The following is a 17,843-nucleotide window of genomic DNA, read 5'->3' as shown; positions in this document are numbered from 1 at the left end:
CTATAATCCCCTCCTATCTAATGCTAAACTATTTCCATTTATACTGTCTGAATATGGTGCAGTAACTCTTGCAATTGTTTGACCTTCAAGGTTAACTGGCACTGTTATTGTTACGTTGTTACTTGATGAATTATTTGAACCTTTTAATGCATTTGCTATGCTATCACTTATACTATTCGATTGATATGTTGCCGATATAGGCACTGCATTACTTGTTCCAGTTACAGCCGACATATCTACACTACTATTAATATTGTTAAGTACACCGTTTACTGCATCTGCTAATCCATAAAGTTGTCCATTGAAAGCATTAACTAATCTCTCGCCAAGACTTGCACCCACGACTGCATAATCTTTACCATAACTTTGTAATAAACTCGTTATTTCTTGTTGATTATTTTCAACTATCATCCTTTGAGATTCTGCATCTAAATTAGCTTCCGTAGTTTTATTTGCGTAAAATATTTTAATATTATCTAACTGTGTAGCATATAAAGCCGCATTTGTAGTTGCCGTAGCTTCTACTGCTGACTTATCTGCTACATTTTGCGTTGCTAAAGTTTCCTTTTGTGCTGTAATACTTTCTTTATATTTTCTAGTTTCATTTGTTTTAAGCAGAGTATCTAATTGAGTTTGGACTTCTTTTCTCTTAGTTGCTCCGAGGTGCATCGCTAATTGTCGTCTTAATTCTGCTTCATTTGTGCTATCTGCTACATCTTGATTTGCGATATCATAAGCTGAAGACTCTGCATCGAGTGCAGAAATTCTCGCATTATAAATAGTTTCTATTGTCGATAAACTACTATCTTTTAAAGCTGTATTACTAGCTATTTGCTTGTTAACATTTGCTTCTTCTTGACTCTGTTGATCAGCATAACTTTCTTTTAATGCATCTTTTATATTACTAGCTAAACCAGTTAAACCAGTTGCTAAATTGCTTACTTCTGTTGTCATTGCAGTAGCAATAGTTGCTGTAGTGTTAATTACTTCTTGTCCTAATGAAGCAACTGTTGTAGTCATGGTTTCCAATTCTTTTCGAGCATCTAAACATTCTGCTGAACTATATCCAAATTGATAACCCATTTGTTGCCACTTTGCAGTATAAATAGTAACTTGATCTTTAGCATCTAATAAAGTAGCTTTTTGATTAGCTAAATTCTTTGTTAAATCACCTGTGTCAATTGAAAGCTTGTCCATATCAGACTGTAATGTTAACAACGGTTGACTAAATAGTATATCTAGTTTGGCTTTCATATCTGTGCCTTGTATAGTTTTAGTTGCATCTGCCATTGCTTTTTCAACAACAGTTACATTATTTTCTATACCCTTTGATAATTGATCCATTGAATATGAACCAATTTTTGCCATTACTCTCGTACTTGCTTCAATATCATTTGCACTATTCGAATTTGTTGTTACACTTTTAGTACTAATATTATTATTACTAATGCTAGAATTTGACATAGTAGATAAAACACCTTGCGAAATAGCTTGTGCTGTCTTTCCAACTAAATCAACACTTAAATCATGATTTAATATTTGACTTCCACTTGGTAAATTTACAACTTCATAACCTTCCTCATTAATTGCAGTTAATCCACCTGCGAAATTATTTGTACCACTTGCGTTATGTGGTAAGTATCCAATAGCAGGCTTAGAACCCTGACTACTGTTTAAATATCCAGTACTTTTTTTAGTTTCTGCGGCTGGCATTGGATTATTAATTGTTGATGTAACCACCGAGGTGAGGGTTTTAGTCTGTGGAAACCAACTTCTCCACCAATTAGCCAACTTATTCCAGTTCGTGAGTATTTCACCAGTGCTAGTATTAACTGATTTTGAAGTCTCAGAACTCATAGAAGTTATTTTTGAAACTACCCCTGCCCTCGTAGCTTCTGCTTTTGCAATAGTATCTTTTCTTGTTTTTTCTGCTGAAGCTATTAATGAAGTCGCTTGTGCTTTTCCTTTTGGAGTTGTTTGGTCATAACTCGCATTAATTGCCTTAACTTGCCCTGCATAAGTTGCATTTGCCGCCGAAACAACTCCTGCCTTACTTTTATTAGCCGCTTTTATTTCATCGGAAGCTTGTTGTACTGACATATGTGCTCCATAACTTGCCATTCTGTCTAAAATTACCTTTGATTCTCCTGCTTGGTTAGATAATATTTTAACAGCATTTACCTTTTGAGCATTTTCAATAGCGGTAATATTGTTCATATCCGTCTGTGACAATGCTTTTTTAGCTTTAACATCTTTCTCTAAGATAGCTATAATTGCGGCTGTTTGGTCTGTTACTTTTTTCTTTTTAGCATTATTATCTGTAACCATCTTAGCTAGTGCATCTTTTTCTTGTTTTGCAGTTAAAGTATTATCACTTGCGTAAAATTTTTGCATTGTAGCATAATTTGCCGCAAACGTCTTATCCGTTTCTGCGTTTATCTTAGCACCTGCGGCTTTGTACTGTATCCCTAGTCCATCTGCTATTTTTTGAGTTATAGCAGTTGAAGTTACAAATAGTTTACTAAGTGCATTTGCCGCACCATCTGAAATCGTCATATATGATCCGACTGCTTTTGCAGTTTGCTCAGATATAGTTTGTACTGTTCTTGTATAACTTGAAGCTATGCTACTATTTGATGTTCCTACCGTAGTAGCACTTGAAGTAGTTTTATTTGCAAATAAATCTATAGCAGGAACTACTTCTTCACTCATTTTTTTATTAATTAAATAACCAGTTGTAACTATTGCCGCTCCTGCGAGTAAAAATGGTGCTATTGCAAGAGTTGCTGTTCCTAGTCCTGCCGCAAGTCCAGTCGCTCCTAGTCCTGTTGCCGCCGCTGAACCTGCTGTTCCTACTTCAGCTATAATTGGTGTTGCCGACGTTAATAATCCGACTAATGTTCCAACACCAGTTGTTATTGCTCCAACCGAACTGACCAAAGTACCTAAAATAATAATAGCGGGGCCGGTGGCGGCAACTATTAATCCTGTTGTAACTACTGTTTTTCGTTGTCCTTCACTCATTCCGTTTAAAGTTTCTGTGATTGACTTTATTACATCTGTAGCAGAAGTAATGGCGGGCATTAAAGTTTTAATAATTGTGTCTCCGAACTCACCCGTTGCAATTTGTGCTGAATGTTGCGCTTTAGCAATGGCTTTTGTGCCATCACTCATTTGTGCTGAAGTTTTATCTACGGTTCCACCCGACTGTTCAATTGCTTTTATGTAATCACTGACTTCGAACCTTCCACCTTTAATTGCATCGGCTAAATCGGGCCCCGCTTTTTGACCAAATACTTCTATAGCTTTTGTAGTAGCCGCCGCAATAGTAGGTGCTTTCTTTATTTCCTCAAGAGTTTTACTAAATTCTACCTTACTATCTTTACCTTGCGAGCTCCAATTACTAATTGCTTTTTTCATACCTGCGAATGCTACTTCAGTATTTACCCCTGCTTTTTCCCATCCTGCAAACATTGCAATACTTGTGTTTGTATCTACTCCCAACGCTCGCATAGGTGCTCCATATTTAGCAAGATTAGTTGTTAAACTATCCATACCAATACCACTTTTTTGTGCCGCTACTGTCAATTTATCAAGTACACTACTATATTCTGTAGACTTAATCCCTGCGTCTCCCATGGCTCTCGAAACAAGTTGTACAGAAGTTTTTGCATCTATATTATTTATTTTTGCAAATTTTAAGAACTGAAGTGAACAATCTTCTGCCGCTTTACCAGTAAAATTAAACCTTGTATTTATTTCACCCAAGGTTTGCCCTATTGTCACAAAGTCTGCTGCAGAATTTTTACCTATATTTTTATAGCTTACTTCTAACCCCTCTGCCGCTTTACCAGTAGCACCAGTTGCTTTTATTACTTCATCCATTCCTTCTTTAACAGATTTATAACTTGCGACTGCCGCATATCCTACTCCACTTACAACAGCAGAAACAACAGATACTTTTTTACCTGCATCAGTTATATTACTACCAACTTTTTTTATACTATCTCCTGCCGCAGTTATTGATCTACTTGCAGTAGTACCAACGGCACTATATTGTGTTTCCATATTTCTTAGTTGGCTTGTAGTTTTGATTACTTCTCTTTGTAAAGCTTGATATTGTGCTTCAGATATTTTCCCTTTTGCAAATTGTGCTTGTGCTTGTTCTTCTGCACTCTTCAGTGAAACTAATTTTTCTTTTGTATTTACAATACTTTTAGCTAATAATTCTTGTTTTTGTTGTAATAAAACAGCATTTTTAGGATCAAATTTCAACTGATTATTTACTTGTTTTAACTGTGATTGTAAATCGGTACTTGTTTTAGTTATACCTTTTAATGCTTTGTCGAGTGGTGCAGTATTTCCATTTATTTCCACTGTAATACCCTTAATATTATTTCCAGCCATTTCTTATCCCTCCTTCCTACCATATTTTTCCCTTAATTTTGCTCTATCAGGTTTCGTTTGTTCCATTATCCAACATTGATCCAAATATTCTCTACCTTCTTCAGTCTGCATATAATTGTAAATAATTGCATTTTTTAAAAGCAACCAATATTCGAACACACACATATCTTCTAATCTGTCAAAATCGTAACCAGTATATGTACTTACTGTCTTTTCTTCTATCGTTTCAACACCATAATGTCCCTTACTTTCGCCATTATCGTAATAAGGGACTTTTAGTTTTTTGACTTTTTAGCTACACTTAACCATAAAAAATATTCTGATATGATTCCATTAATTTGATCCAAATTTAATTCTTCTACTACCTCATCACTGAATTTTCTATTTGTTTTATTCTTATTTAATATCATACTTGCTGCTTCATATAAAGCACTTGTGGCTTCATTCTCATCTGTTATGCCTCTTAATGATGTAATTTTATTTAACATTTTCTTTGTTGGTGGTTCAATTTCTAATATTTGTTTACCCATTTTTATTTCAAAATATCTTTTATTAATTGTATTTAAATCGAACATTTGACAACCTCCTAAAAGGGGCTACACGCCCCATTATTTTTTTTATGCTCCTGTTACTACTGGAATATCTTCTTCAAATATGATCTTTGTACCTTCTGAATCCATTGGAGCGGCAATAAATTCTGCATCGACAACCGTTTCCTTATCTTTATTAAAACTAAATGTAAATCCTGCTTGATTGTTACCGACAATTGTTACTCTTATATCTCCATCTTCTGCATCTAGGTAAACAAATCTAATTATATATTTCTTTCTATCCTGATTATTCATACCACCTATCTTTACAGTTCTTTTGCCTGTTGCCGGTGTTTCTGTAACTCTTGCAGTAGCACACATTTTTGTTAATGTATTACCACACCAAGTCATTATTCCAGATTTAAGTGTTACCACTTCATCTGTTAAAACTGTTTTGCTTACGAGTCCTAAATCATCCGTAGCTTCATGGAATTTTGGTTTATATTCTAGTGTTGCACCACCTTGTATTAAGCCTAGCAAATTAGTTGGCACCTCCAATATAAAATCTGTTGGAATTGTTGCACCTAAAAATTCTGCTGTGTATAATTTGCCTGATCCTAAAACTATTTTTTCTTTACCGTCTTTCATTATTAATACATCCTAAAAATTTTCTACAAAATTAAAATCGTATGTGGTTTCGAACATCGTTTCCGAGTCAATCCACATACGATCTTTTTTGTATTTTATTGATTTTTCATTTAATAAACTTTCTATCTGTGCTTCGCTTTCATGATCTACTAATTTTGAATATAATTCTATGCTCACATCTCTATCTACTATGCAATTTTTATCATCTGCCCCACTTACTAAAGCACCTTCCATAAAAATTATATAAGGTAAAGGGGGAGGTTTTAAAAAGCGTTCTTCTGCAACTTTAATACTTATAGTTTCCAACCATATTTTAATGTCCAGCATTTTCTATTACCTCCCTAGATAATTCTTGCATTCTCTTTATTACTAATTCTTCACCATATTCAATATGTTTATAAGCTTTTGTCCTACCGCCATTTCTAGTTGCGTGACCTTTTTCAAGTAAGTGTGTTAGCCGGTATTGACTACCCGAAACATACCATGTTCTTGACCTGTTAAATTGACTATCTGTTACTTTTTTAATTTTAAATGCTTTTACATATTTCCCAGTAGGTTCGTCAAATGTAATATGCTCTTTTATTACTGCATCACATTCTTTTGCAACTATATCTACTGATTTCTTAATACCTTCTGTTACCAATTCTGAATAGTTTTCAAGTTCTTTTAAAATTGCATCTGATAAATTATCAACTGTGGTAGTCATATGTTTGCCTTATCAAGTGTTAAATCTATAGACAATGGGTTGCTATCATAAATAGGTTGTACCATTTTTACACCATATATTACATTATCAATTCCATTACTAATTTCAACAAAATCATAATTATCTATTCCCATTAATTGCGGAATTCTAATAACTCTTTTTATATCAATTTGTCTAGCACTTGCTTCAAAATATCTTTTAAACCCTAATGCCCTATTTTCAAATCCTAGGTTATTATGTTTATTAGCTACTCTTTCACCATTTTCATCTAAGGTAAAAATATTACAAATACCATCGCTAAATGATGTAAAATCTATATCAGTTTTTATTTTCATATAATCACCACATCAATTTCCAAATCAACCTGAGTATTTAAATGTAAAGTCATAAGTTCACAAGCAAAATTCTTTTCAAACATTTCAAGTGCTTGACTATTTCCATATCTTACATAATCCAATAATAATGATTTTGGTAAATCTTCCTTTGTAAAATCAAGGGTAGCACCTGCAATTTTCTGCAAACGTGCTATTCCTCGATTAATCATTCCAGTTAAATTTACGTCAGTATTAGTATCTTCCCATGTTATATGTAAATAAATTTTCACATCTTCTAATAATCCTACTGGCATTTAAATCATCTCCTATTATGCTTGTTCTTTAGTCTTAACTATATTTTTAACAGATACTTCAAGTGTAGCAGGAACTAAGTTTGTAATATCAGCAAGTATAAATGCATTATCGTCTAATGCTTTACCATTACCATACATCTTAGTGAGATATACTCTTTGGTCATCTAAAAATCTGAAATCGTCAGAGAATTCAACTTTACCACCATTTGTACCTGCACCAATTCCCATAAAGTATTTGTCTGCAAGTCCGATTACAGCACTATTTACTGCAACAGCACTTGATTGAATTATAGTAGTTGGGAAGGGAAGAACATCATGTGAATATGTTCCGTCTGTTGCTCTTATAGTAGTTGCAGGGAATACTTTAGAGAAATAATCAGCAGGATTAACTACCATTAATACTTTAGTAATTGGTCTAGTTTTTCCGTTTGGTGCTTTTGCTAATGTAGCAAGTAATGCACCATAAGTTAGTGGACTAAAATCTGCTACAACTACTGCTGTTTTAAGAGGATAAACTCCTGCTGTTACTGTTACATTATCAGCAACCGAACGATTCATTCCAATTGGCATATCTTTTCCAGTACCATCAATTACTGCAACCTCTAAAGCAAGTGCTATAGATTCTGCAAGTACTGCTCTAACATAAGCATCTACCCATTGTGGTCCGACTACAAGCATATCTTTTGATATAGGCATAAATGAACTTAACTTACAAAGAGTTAAATCTATTTCTCCAATTGCTCCTGATAATTCAGCAGTTATTGCAGAATTTATTGCACCCCATACTGCTAATTGTGTCCCTTGTTTATTCACAATCATCTTAGTTAATATAGTAGTATTTGTGAAATTGATTTCAGCAAGTAATGGATGTGCTTCTTTAATATCTGCTATTACATTATCAATAATTGTCTCTGGATAAGCTACTGTTAAAGTGCTAAATGCTTGTCTTGGATCATTGGATTTCATCGCTCCCATAATTCCTTGATAAAATTTATCTTCTTGTGCTGTTAATTGATGCACACCTCTTTTAGCAAGGATTGATGTATCATTTGTTGATTGATAAGCTTTTACTTCTTCCATAACATTTGCTTGAATTGCTTCTGCGAATGGTGTAAATGCTTGTGCTATTGCACCTTCATCACTTGATTTAAATGCTGCTACCAAGTTTTCTTTTAGTTCTTGTAAAATTAAGTCTTTAGATTTCATATATATACTCCTTCTGTGTAGGACACAACCCCTATATTTTTTTTAAATTATTTTTATTCCATATCATCATTAATTTTTCTGCATTTGTTTTCTGTATAGCAAATTCTTTTGGTACTTCTACTATTGCTTCTTCCTCTTTCTTTTGGATAAGATCCATTTCGCCTTTGATTGACTGTGAAAATCTTTGTTTTGCTTCTGTAATAGTTGTATCTTCTTGTCCTGCTATCTCGTCACATAATCCGTACTCTAGGCACTGTGTAGCATTAAGCCATGTTTGTCCATCCAATAACGTTGTTAATTTTTCTTGTGTTAATTTATCTCCTGCTTTTGCTAAATAGCTTGAACAACTCGCAGAGTCAATCACTTCAAGATCATTTGCAGACTTTCTTAATTCCTCTACGTTTCCAAAACAACCCATTGAAGCATGATGTACCATCATTAACGCATTACATCCCATAACAATTTTGTCACATGCCATTGGAATAACACTTGCAATAGAACATGCGAAACCGTCTATATATGCAGTCTTATAAGCAGAATTTCTTTTTAAAAGATTAAAAATACCTAATCCTTCTTTAACTTCACCGCCATAACTATTTATATAAATATTTATGTTTTTAACATCTCCTGCATTTTCTAATTGTCTCTTTATGTAATTTGCAGAAGTCTCACTTTCTATTACTTCGCCCATCCAACTCATACTGTTGCCTTCCACATCATCATAGATATATAAATCTATTGAACTTGAATCTGTTGCCAATTGTTTTATTGCAAATTTTGTTTTAATTTGTCTCGTCTCCTTCCTTAAATATTTATGGCTAAATAAAACCTAAAAAGAATTCTTGATTTAGCCATGACATAATGAAAACACCCTAAATATATAGCGTGTTAAATTAATAATTTATTTTATTATTGAGTTGCTGTTGTTGTTGTAACTTCATTTCCGAGTGTTTCGATCTTTTGATAGTTTTTAGTAATTACATGTTGCATACTCCATGCTGTATTCAAAGGTACGTCGCCTGCCTTAATTCTTAAATCATCTATAGAGTACCCACCACTTGCAATTAATTTATCAAATGGTTCTGATATACTAAATAAATCAATATGCTTAATACTCGTTGTATCAATCTTTAAATATGTTCCTGCTAAGAAAGCTTGTTTACCAAATCTTTTACGATTAGCTTCTTCGCTTAACATGTCACAAAGTGGATCAATACAGAATGTTAGAAAGTTATCCGTAGTTGCTCCTATGTCGGCTATGTCACCACGCAATAATGCAGTTGGTATTTTAAATGCTTGTGCTACTCTCTCAAAAATTTCTCTTGTTATAGCAGTTATATCAGCAATTTCAGTTGTACTTTTTTTACTTGTTTCTCCACCATTTTCAGTATATTTAAATCCATTTTCTAGGGGAAGTACTGCATTCTCCGATTCAAAATATGATACAAATCTTTTATTCATTAAAACATCTAATTTACTTCTAAAATCTTTATCACCACTAGCAGTTGCATTAATATCTAATATTCCTTTACGTCCACCACTCTTTTTATACTTAGTCATAGACATATCTAAAAGATTATCATACCCTTGAATTAATCCACTTAATAATGATCTTATATTATTATTGCCTAGTTTAAAATACATCACTTCTGACATTTTAAAACTTCTATCAAAACTCATTGTTCCACTTGTAACATCAGTAAAATAATTCTCTACTATAGCAAATTCATTTTGATAAAAACTATCTGCAATTATTAATTGTCCATTAATATCCAAGACAAGGCATTCATTTTCATAGAGCAAATTCGTTATAAGTTCTTGTAAAAATTGTGAAGAGTTTTGATTTTTATTAGGCTCAACATTCCATAAGTAGAAATCTTCACCTTTGAACTCATTACCTTTAAAATAAGTTTTAAAATTACATTTACTTATAGAGTTTGCTATCAAATCAATAGCACTTGCTATTGCAAATGTTTCAATTTTTAATTGTTGTTCCGTAGAACCTATGATCTTTTGTGTTAAATTTATTGTAGTACCTCCAAAAAAATCACGCACCCATTCATTCCATTTCATATTATCTTTTTTCACATCCAATCGTAGTAAGGTTAATGACTAAATAAAACCGAATATGTTCTTATAAAGTCAATTTATTAATAAGTAAAACAATCTAGGTTTAAAGGCACATAGTCTCCACTATCTATTAAATTTTCACTAGCACACATTGCAGATACAAAAGCCATAAAAGGATCTGTTTTTCTACTTTTACCTTCTATTTTTCCATATGTTATATTCCCTGCTTTAGAGGTTATCATCATAACATTATTTGTTGCCCATCTCATTAATGGATTATCTGCCCAAACTATATTATGATTTAGAAATAATGAATTAATTACTGGAGATATAAACATTTGATTACTAGGTCTTACAAGTTTAATATTATTTGATTCATTTTTATCTGTATCAAACCCCACTTCTTTCAGTGCTCTTTTTAATAGTGAATATCTATAATCATCCATTCCCAATGTTGTTATATTATATTTTTGTCTTTGTTCTGCTAACCATTCAGCAACTAGACTTGGTGGTATTTCAACATCATCTATAAAGGTTAATAATTGATTACCCTTATAATTTTCCCATTCATGTAAAGGTGCTTTTATTCTTCCTAGATCTGCGCCTCTACTACACACCCACGTATGGCTTAACCAATAATATTTGTCTTTAAATAAAAATAATAATCCACATGAAACAAAATCGTTTATCTTGGCAAAATCTATTCCTGCTACACAAGCGCACCCCGTTAAATCAGGAATTTCTTGATTAGTTGCAAGTATGTTTTCCCAATCAGTAACCTCAACATCCTTGTCCCCTTTAGGTAAATTCATCCTCTTGGTCATAAAAGCACTATTATTAACGGAATCTTTTTTATAGTTTATATATTCCTTTTGTATTTCAATTCTAAGTTCTTCATTGAATCTTAAACTTGGGTTGGCTTTATCCCACATCTTCGGGTTGTCAACTTCTTTTTCATCATCAAGTCTACAAATAAAACACAATAATCCATTATCATCTTCAGCACCCTTTAATATATCTAATGCTGTGATAAGTTTATGATCAAGTGGTGCATCTCTTACATCGCCTTGCGTTGTTATAATAGTTGTCCTAGGATTTTTCTTTTTCCCTAGACCAGTAATAAATACGTTTATAGTTTTATAATTTTCATACATGTGGAATTCGTCAAAGTCTACCTTACCTTCTTTTCCACCATCTTTAGTTTTTGCGTTAGAAGTTCTGAATTTTAATTCACTACCTGTTGTTAAATTCTTAATTAATTCTTTTGTCCATTTAAAATGTGATCTAAGTTTTTCTTTATTTGCTTCGAGGACTTCATATATTTCCTCAAAACTTGTCTTTGCCTGGTCTTCACTGTTTGCACAAATGGAAATATTATAATTTCTCACAACATTATAATCAGATATTAAGCAGAAATCTTCAAAACTTAAATAACCATTCTTGCCTGAACCCCTACCCACCATTACAAATATATCGGGGAATCTTAATATTCCAATTCTTGCATATGTACAATTATGTAGGGTAAATAAAAAAATCTCCCATTCGTATAATTCAAATGGGAAATACTTTATTAGACTTAAATATTTTTTTAAGACAACTTCATCAACAAATAAATTTTCTTCTTCAAAACATTTTTCAACAAAATCACATAATTGGAATTGTTCTTTGCACATTTCATATTTTCCACTTCTAACAATGTCAATATAATTTTGTATCTCAGGAATTAATTTCTTTTTACATTTCATCTTTCTCACCTGAAACTAGTGTTGTTGTTTTTATATCGAGTGCATCCAATAGTTTTAACATCTGTACATTAACTTTTACGAGGTCAGTTACTGAATCATTCTTTTTAATTCCAGTCTGTCCACCGCCATTATTCCATTCTGCATATGCACCACGTTCCTCAATGTCAGCAATAAGTAATTCTTTTACAATCCACATGCTCATATAATCGTTTGTTTGAGATAAAAATGTGGGCGTATTAGCTTTTTTTAATTTAAGTTGTTTTATAATATCTTTTTTAATATTAATATATTCTTTTCTTTCTTTTAATATTTTTACATTTTCTTGATTGTCATTTTCCAATTTTACCCACCCCCCCCTTATATGAGACTTGATATTTTTATTTTGTCTTATCCTATATCGTTTCCCCAACATCTGACATATTTCTCACCTTTTTAGGTGGGGGGACTATTCTGTGTCCTCATTCTTCATATAAGATATAATAATTTTTTTTATTTTATTAATGTCTTTAATATATCCCATTGATACTAGATGACCACTACACTTTTTACATCTTCTACCATCTGTATGATAATTATTTGTGATCTCTTCTTCATTACATTCAATACATTTATATAATAGATACTTCTTACAGTTCATACCCTACCACCTTTCTATATTCAATGGCTTCTTCTTTAATGGATGATGTATTTGATAATGACACTCTGCACATACACATAGTATATTACTCTTAGTAAGTGCTAATTCAGGATGTTTCCTTACTGTTTTCATATGATGTCCTACTGTTGCTGTCTCTACTAATCCTTTGCTCTTACATATCTGACATTCATTGTGCTGTTCATCAAGACAATCCTGCCTCAAGTGTCTCCATAAAGAATGTTTATAGAACTTAACTATTGTGTTGTCATGTATCAGTCTACCTATCCATTGCACTAACTCTTTAGTATCCATTAATTAATTAGTTCATTTAAATATATATACTCATCAATCCATTCTTTAGGTATGTCTTTGTCTACTCCTGCATATCTTCCCATTGCATTCTTTATAGCTTGTAACCTTTGTGCTTGCCATATGTAATTAGGAACTAACCCAAGTAATGGCTTAACATTCTGTAACTTACTATCATCTACTGTTGTCATCTGCATCTTACCATCTATCTCAATGAATATAGTCTTACTCATTAACATCCACTCCTTCATATATTATTGTTCTTTATATTCTTCACAACCCTCATCCTTAACCCTAACAATATCCTCACTACATATCCATACTCTGTTGTGTCTATCATACTTATGTAATATACATTGCTCACAACTATTAATCTTATCCTTCATATCTATCATCTCCCATTGATTAATGTACTATCATACTCATACACTAATGTATTGTTAACCTCATACGCTCGACAAAAAAGAGTACATACATATTATTGCATATACTCTATCTCATATATCTTATCTTATTATATCTAATGTAAGTTTCTAACTGATCATCTAACTCTTTCTGTAGTTCTTTGTCTGGATGAAACCCATTATATAAATCCTCTATATTAATAGTTATCTCTCCGCAAAATTGATCTTCATCTTTATATTCTTCTAATGTCTCTATGAATGTATCTATCATCTCTTCATCTGTGAGTAAAGTTCCATCATTAACATCTAACATATTCTCAATAGACTCTGCAAACATTTTCTTAAGTGAATCAATAGCTATCTTCTTACATATTCTTTGTGTTTCCTCTTCACTAATTGTTATATTTAAATTCATTAATAATCACTCCTCTTTATTTAATTACATAAAAATAGAACCCATTTCTGAGTTCTTAATTAAAATGTTATTAGTTCATCCAAGTATCATTACCTTGATGATTAAAGTCTTCCATTTGGAACTTATATGTTAAATCTTTTGGTGTTATATAAATATATTCAGTAACTGTTTTAGTTTGTCCTACCTTTAAGTCTCCTATGACTTCAAATTTAGTATCAAGTAGCTTTTTATTTTTATCTGTAATTATAAGTTGTGCATCACAAAATACGGCTACTTTATTATTATTAGTTGCTGTATACATTATCTTGGTAGTTCCATTTACTGTTTCTCCCTGTGTTATCTTGCTTATTATAATCTTATCTGTTGTTGGAGAAGTATGTTCAACAACTGGCTTTGTTACATTATTAGACATGGTTGGAGTTGTTGTCTTACTTCCACATCCTATAAAACTAAAAGATAATAATAACATGCATATATATAAATATATTTTATTTGATTTCATATTAACAACACCTTCTTCATATTAATTGTATCATATTTTATATCTCAAAAAGGTGTATTTTAAATATATTTAATCCTCTTTATATTTATCTACAAAATATTTTACACCTGCAAATAAACTTAATCCCACAAATACAAGTACAAAAATCCCAACCACAATTGCTAATGGAATCCATAATGGACTTAATACCCATAACCAACTCCATCCAATATAATTTGTTAATTTTAATCCAACAAATAGAACCGTTAATAAACCACAAAATCCTATTCCACTTGTTGATGAATTTGAATTACTTTCACTCATTAATAAACCTCCCTATGTTTTGATTATAATTTAAAATAACTATGAATGTATGCTCTTAACATACTTTTGAAGATTGTTCTATGTGTTAATTAATACCTCATTATCTTTCATACAAACGTATGACAAAATTGATCATACTAATTATTGAAGACAAAATATAAGTAAATGCAGGAGTTCTGATAATCATAACTCCTTAAATCCATCCTCTTTTTATAATTTCACAATATTTTTGAAATGTGTACTTATAATTTTTTACCACATCTACCACAATACTGTTTTTGCCATATATACTCTTTACCAAATATATCTCTATCATGGTATGCCACTAATTTATGATTAAAAATAAAACAAATAATCTTTTTTATCATAAGGATTCCCTTCTTTCATAACTCTAATATTTTCAGATAAGAAAACCCGAATCTGTTGTGCAGAAATCTGCCGAACAAAACCAAAAATAAACTTTTTAATCTTCTATGCCGGTTTTAATTAATAATATGTTTTTTAAATACCTTGCATTTACTTGAATGTGTGATACAATATTAAACATAGTATATAATTGTTATAATAATGTTTTCTAAGCAATAAAACTAGGTTTAACTGGTTCTAAATGAATCCACTTGCTAACACCTATATGATAAATATAAGTATCTTTAATTGCATATTCAGAATATAATTCTTCTATTTGTTTTGATGTATATCCGTTCATTTTTAACCATAGTATTTCAGATATCATTGATTCACTATATTTAGAATTCGGATTATTTTTGCCCAAATTTGCTTTTCGACGTTTCATTGTAGTACCTGCATTTTTATTACTTGAGTGTTTCTTTACAAACATTTGTTGATTACATATAGTTTCTTTATACATATCTATATAAAATTTTTCCAATACTCCTAATGCAATTTGTAAAGCTTCTTTTTGTTTTACGCTCATATCTTTAAATAACTCTGTATATTCTGATTCTTTAATTACTTCAAATACCAATATACCTAGATCATACTTTTCTTGTAATATTGATTTATTTGTATCTTCATATAAGCCTCGTTTGAGGTAGAAACAATGTCTGCTGAGGCAATCGTTAATCTCAGATCCACTACCCACATACAAAAATTCTTCAGTATCCTTTACTCTCATGCCATATACTCCTGGTACATAAATGTTTCCTACAACTTCCATTTTGTTTTTCATAATTATTCTCCTGCGGCACTTTTAAAGGTAAGCCCAAACTTAAAACATTGATATTTAAAATAAAAAGGACACTCAAATTATTTTTGAATATCCTTACATTATTAAATTGCTTGTTCTAAAGATCTTATTCTTTTTCTAAATTTACCAATCTTCACAGCTTGTAATATTATAATTCCTGCACTCGCAGTGTCTTTAATAAAAGTATTTTTAATAGTATCCTTAATTAATCCATCATCAATAGACTTTAATTCTTTTATAGCAATATCTATTAATGTATGTTTGATTTCACCCTTCATAGGAATAACAATTTCTACAATACTATCAATACATTCATCAAGTTTCATTTTTTCATAATTCCTAATATAATTTCTTATACTTTTAGAATCATGGATTTCACTTGTTAAGTATTTACTACCCTTAAACTGTTTTACTATTCCCTTAGTTTCTTCTGCAGTAGCATTTGGAACAAAAGCACCATTAACCCTAATAGATTTAAGAATCATCTTTACTTCTTTCTTAAATTCTTTTGCTATTGGTTTTCTACTCTGCATCAACACTTCATAAAATCCATCCTCTGTTAGAAATAGGGCGTTATAACTATTAGTTAGAGTGCTTATTACATGTAATTCTTTGTCCTCTTCATCAACGTTGCTCAATATTTTGCTTGCATTACTATGTCCTATAAACTTTGCCACATCATCTGCTCTAAATAAAGGATTTTCTACGCTACCATAAATAGCAAACTCCTTGTTTAAAATAGTCCTGCTTTCTAATACTTGTAATTCTTTCATATAATATCTCCTTCGGCTTTATAAGTAGCCACACTATGTAGTAGTATAAAACTTACTGTACTCACACCTGAGCCACAGCATTTTAATTTTACACTCTTAGAAATATTCTTAATTCATAGTACATTGATAAAATGGACTGGTAATTACTCCAGTCACAAATTACTTATACCACTACATAAAATACCTTGGAGGAGAATCCAAGAATACTTCTAACAATGTAAAATAATAAGAGCTAGTCACATCACTAGCACCTTTTTTATGAGTTAAATTGTTCTTACAAATCCCTTATAATCTCCCTTTGAATCTATAATTACAAACCCTTGACCAAAAGTTCCTCCAGACATGCAATCTACTATATATAAACAATTAAAATCTGCAAACTCTTTTAAACTTTCAATCATTTCTAGCATGCTTTTAATATTATCTTTGCAACTTTTTTCCGTTTTTATATCTCTTAATGCACTTGTAATCACTTCTTTTACTGTTGTTATGTCTTTTTCTTCCATGCTCAGTAATTCCATGCCTAGATTCTCAATACAGTATTCATTTAATTCTGTTAAATTTTTCATTTTATCCCTCCACACTTAATATTTTGTAAAAGTCTGATACATAAGATCTATAGAAAGATAATTGTGATTTTATTTCTTTTGTTTTCTTACTTCTTTCAATTAATTCAGTATTAATTCTGTTAACTCTTTCACAGTTATCTTTTTTACTCCAGTTCGCCATGCTCTCAATCTTTCTTGTATTAAAATTTCTAGTTTCATTGACAAACTTTTGTCTTGGATTAATTTTATCTTGATAAATATAGTTTTTGATTGTATTACAAATAGCAATTTTACCTATCTCGATTATTTCAACTACAATAGATTCTTGAAAAATTTCTCCATCAAATATGTTAACTGTAATTTTATTTCCATTTAGTTCTAGCTTATAGATCCAAAACTCTTCTACATACTCCTCATTTGTGTTGAGTATATCTTCGATTTCTTGTAATTGTTTTGTTATTGCTTTCATATTTAGTCCTCTTTTTACCTACCTCTGTAGGATTTTTATTGTATGACTTAAAGCCACCAATCAAGTAATACCATCCATTTAGACCTCATAATAAAGAGGACTAATCAAAATATAAGGTTATAGGATGAGTGTTACTTCATTGCTAACTTTAAACAGGTTTACTTCAATATCTTGTTGTTGTTAATAAAAAAATGAGCAAGGATAAAACAAAGATTAACTAACAAGGAAAATCTTATGTAGTTTTATCCCAGGCTAACTTAATCAATAGCCTTACATCCCTAGGATTTTGCTTATCAAATTCATACACTTTGTTTTGGAGGAGGGGATTTTACGAGA

General features: G+C 31.3%; 25 protein-coding genes. All 25 read right to left on the bottom strand.

Going from position 1 to position 17,843, the window contains the following annotated elements; translation table 11 throughout:
* Window positions 1-4,407, bottom strand: coding sequence for a phage tail tape measure protein (locus LL038_RS01255; RefSeq protein WP_216119673.1), 4,407 nt, complete (start codon window positions 4,405-4,407; stop codon window positions 1-3).
* A gap of 3 nt (window positions 4,408-4,410) precedes the next feature.
* Window positions 4,411-4,566 carry a hypothetical protein gene (locus tag LL038_RS01250; protein WP_253200184.1) on the bottom strand — a complete coding sequence of 52 codons (156 nt, stop codon included), beginning with the start codon at window positions 4,564-4,566 and terminating at the stop codon, window positions 4,411-4,413.
* A 116-nt stretch (window positions 4,567-4,682) separates the two neighbouring features.
* Window positions 4,683-4,982, bottom strand: a complete 300-nt coding sequence (locus LL038_RS01245; protein ID WP_216119672.1) for a hypothetical protein — start codon at window positions 4,980-4,982, stop codon at window positions 4,683-4,685.
* A 42-nt stretch (window positions 4,983-5,024) separates the two neighbouring features.
* Window positions 5,025-5,588, bottom strand: a complete 564-nt coding sequence (locus LL038_RS01240) for a hypothetical protein (RefSeq protein ID WP_216119775.1) — start codon at window positions 5,586-5,588, stop codon at window positions 5,025-5,027.
* Window positions 5,589-5,597: 9 nt separating this feature from the next.
* A complete protein-coding gene (locus tag LL038_RS01235) occupies window positions 5,598-5,912 on the bottom strand; it encodes a hypothetical protein (RefSeq protein WP_216119671.1) in 315 nt (104 codons plus the stop codon).
* A complete protein-coding gene (locus LL038_RS01230; RefSeq protein WP_216119670.1) occupies window positions 5,899-6,291 on the bottom strand; it encodes a hypothetical protein in 393 nt (130 codons plus the stop codon). The genes LL038_RS01235 and LL038_RS01230 overlap by 14 nt, the downstream gene beginning before the upstream one ends.
* Entirely contained in the window at window positions 6,288-6,626 is a 339-nt protein-coding gene (locus LL038_RS01225; RefSeq protein WP_216119669.1) for a hypothetical protein, read from the bottom strand. Before LL038_RS01225 ends, LL038_RS01230 begins: the two co-directional genes overlap by 4 nt.
* On the bottom strand, window positions 6,623-6,919 hold the full coding sequence (locus tag LL038_RS01220; protein ID WP_216119668.1) for a hypothetical protein: 297 nt from the start codon (window positions 6,917-6,919) through the stop codon (window positions 6,623-6,625). The genes LL038_RS01225 and LL038_RS01220 overlap by 4 nt, the downstream gene beginning before the upstream one ends.
* A gap of 15 nt (window positions 6,920-6,934) precedes the next feature.
* Window positions 6,935-8,125, bottom strand: coding sequence for a phage major capsid protein (locus tag LL038_RS01215; protein WP_216119667.1), 1,191 nt, complete (start codon window positions 8,123-8,125; stop codon window positions 6,935-6,937).
* Window positions 8,126-8,156: 31 nt separating this feature from the next.
* A complete protein-coding gene (locus LL038_RS01210) occupies window positions 8,157-8,825 on the bottom strand; it encodes a head maturation protease, ClpP-related (protein WP_216119774.1) in 669 nt (222 codons plus the stop codon).
* Window positions 8,826-9,034: 209 nt separating this feature from the next.
* Window positions 9,035-10,198 (bottom strand): phage portal protein, encoded by a 1,164-nt coding sequence (locus tag LL038_RS01205; RefSeq protein WP_216119773.1) that lies wholly within the window; start codon window positions 10,196-10,198, stop codon window positions 9,035-9,037.
* A 77-nt stretch (window positions 10,199-10,275) separates the two neighbouring features.
* Window positions 10,276-11,940, bottom strand: coding sequence for a terminase TerL endonuclease subunit (locus LL038_RS01200; RefSeq protein WP_216119666.1), 1,665 nt, complete (start codon window positions 11,938-11,940; stop codon window positions 10,276-10,278).
* Complete coding sequence (locus tag LL038_RS01195) at window positions 11,930-12,280, bottom strand: RNA polymerase subunit sigma-70 (RefSeq protein WP_216119665.1); 351 nt, start codon at window positions 12,278-12,280, stop codon at window positions 11,930-11,932. The genes LL038_RS01200 and LL038_RS01195 overlap by 11 nt, the downstream gene beginning before the upstream one ends.
* Before the next feature lie 105 nt (window positions 12,281-12,385).
* Window positions 12,386-12,577 carry a hypothetical protein gene (locus LL038_RS01190; protein WP_216119664.1) on the bottom strand — a complete coding sequence of 64 codons (192 nt, stop codon included), beginning with the start codon at window positions 12,575-12,577 and terminating at the stop codon, window positions 12,386-12,388.
* Between the two features lie 3 nt (window positions 12,578-12,580).
* Window positions 12,581-12,889, bottom strand: coding sequence for an HNH endonuclease (locus tag LL038_RS01185; protein ID WP_216119663.1), 309 nt, complete (start codon window positions 12,887-12,889; stop codon window positions 12,581-12,583).
* Window positions 12,889-13,119 carry a hypothetical protein gene (locus LL038_RS01180; protein WP_216119662.1) on the bottom strand — a complete coding sequence of 77 codons (231 nt, stop codon included), beginning with the start codon at window positions 13,117-13,119 and terminating at the stop codon, window positions 12,889-12,891. The genes LL038_RS01185 and LL038_RS01180 overlap by 1 nt, the downstream gene beginning before the upstream one ends.
* Before the next feature lie 21 nt (window positions 13,120-13,140).
* Window positions 13,141-13,272, bottom strand: coding sequence for a hypothetical protein (locus LL038_RS01175; protein ID WP_268055970.1), 132 nt, complete (start codon window positions 13,270-13,272; stop codon window positions 13,141-13,143).
* Window positions 13,273-13,378: 106 nt separating this feature from the next.
* Complete coding sequence (locus LL038_RS01170; RefSeq protein ID WP_216119661.1) at window positions 13,379-13,705, bottom strand: hypothetical protein; 327 nt, start codon at window positions 13,703-13,705, stop codon at window positions 13,379-13,381.
* Between the two features lie 70 nt (window positions 13,706-13,775).
* On the bottom strand, window positions 13,776-14,207 hold the full coding sequence (locus LL038_RS01165; protein ID WP_216119660.1) for a hypothetical protein: 432 nt from the start codon (window positions 14,205-14,207) through the stop codon (window positions 13,776-13,778).
* 69 nt (window positions 14,208-14,276) lie between these two features.
* Window positions 14,277-14,510 carry a hypothetical protein gene (locus tag LL038_RS01160; RefSeq protein WP_216119659.1) on the bottom strand — a complete coding sequence of 78 codons (234 nt, stop codon included), beginning with the start codon at window positions 14,508-14,510 and terminating at the stop codon, window positions 14,277-14,279.
* Between the two features lie 242 nt (window positions 14,511-14,752).
* A complete protein-coding gene (locus tag LL038_RS01155) occupies window positions 14,753-14,878 on the bottom strand; it encodes a hypothetical protein (protein ID WP_268055969.1) in 126 nt (41 codons plus the stop codon).
* Window positions 14,879-15,084: 206 nt separating this feature from the next.
* Entirely contained in the window at window positions 15,085-15,699 is a 615-nt protein-coding gene (locus tag LL038_RS01150) for a hypothetical protein (RefSeq protein ID WP_216119658.1), read from the bottom strand.
* A 101-nt stretch (window positions 15,700-15,800) separates the two neighbouring features.
* Window positions 15,801-16,490: a Bro-N domain-containing protein gene (locus tag LL038_RS01145; protein ID WP_216119657.1), complete on the bottom strand. Its 690-nt coding sequence runs from the start codon at window positions 16,488-16,490 to the stop codon at window positions 15,801-15,803.
* Window positions 16,491-16,753: 263 nt separating this feature from the next.
* Window positions 16,754-17,059 (bottom strand): hypothetical protein, encoded by a 306-nt coding sequence (locus LL038_RS01140; protein ID WP_216119656.1) that lies wholly within the window; start codon window positions 17,057-17,059, stop codon window positions 16,754-16,756.
* A 1-nt stretch (window position 17,060) separates the two neighbouring features.
* On the bottom strand, window positions 17,061-17,507 hold the full coding sequence (locus LL038_RS01135; protein WP_216119655.1) for a hypothetical protein: 447 nt from the start codon (window positions 17,505-17,507) through the stop codon (window positions 17,061-17,063).
* Window positions 17,508-17,843: the final 336 nt, after the last annotated feature.

This window comes from Clostridium estertheticum, from assembly GCF_026650985.1.
GTDB classification, from domain to species: Bacteria; Bacillota; Clostridia; order Clostridiales; family Clostridiaceae; genus Clostridium_AD; species Clostridium_AD estertheticum_C.
This window is presented reverse-complemented; position numbering and strand designations above follow the sequence as displayed.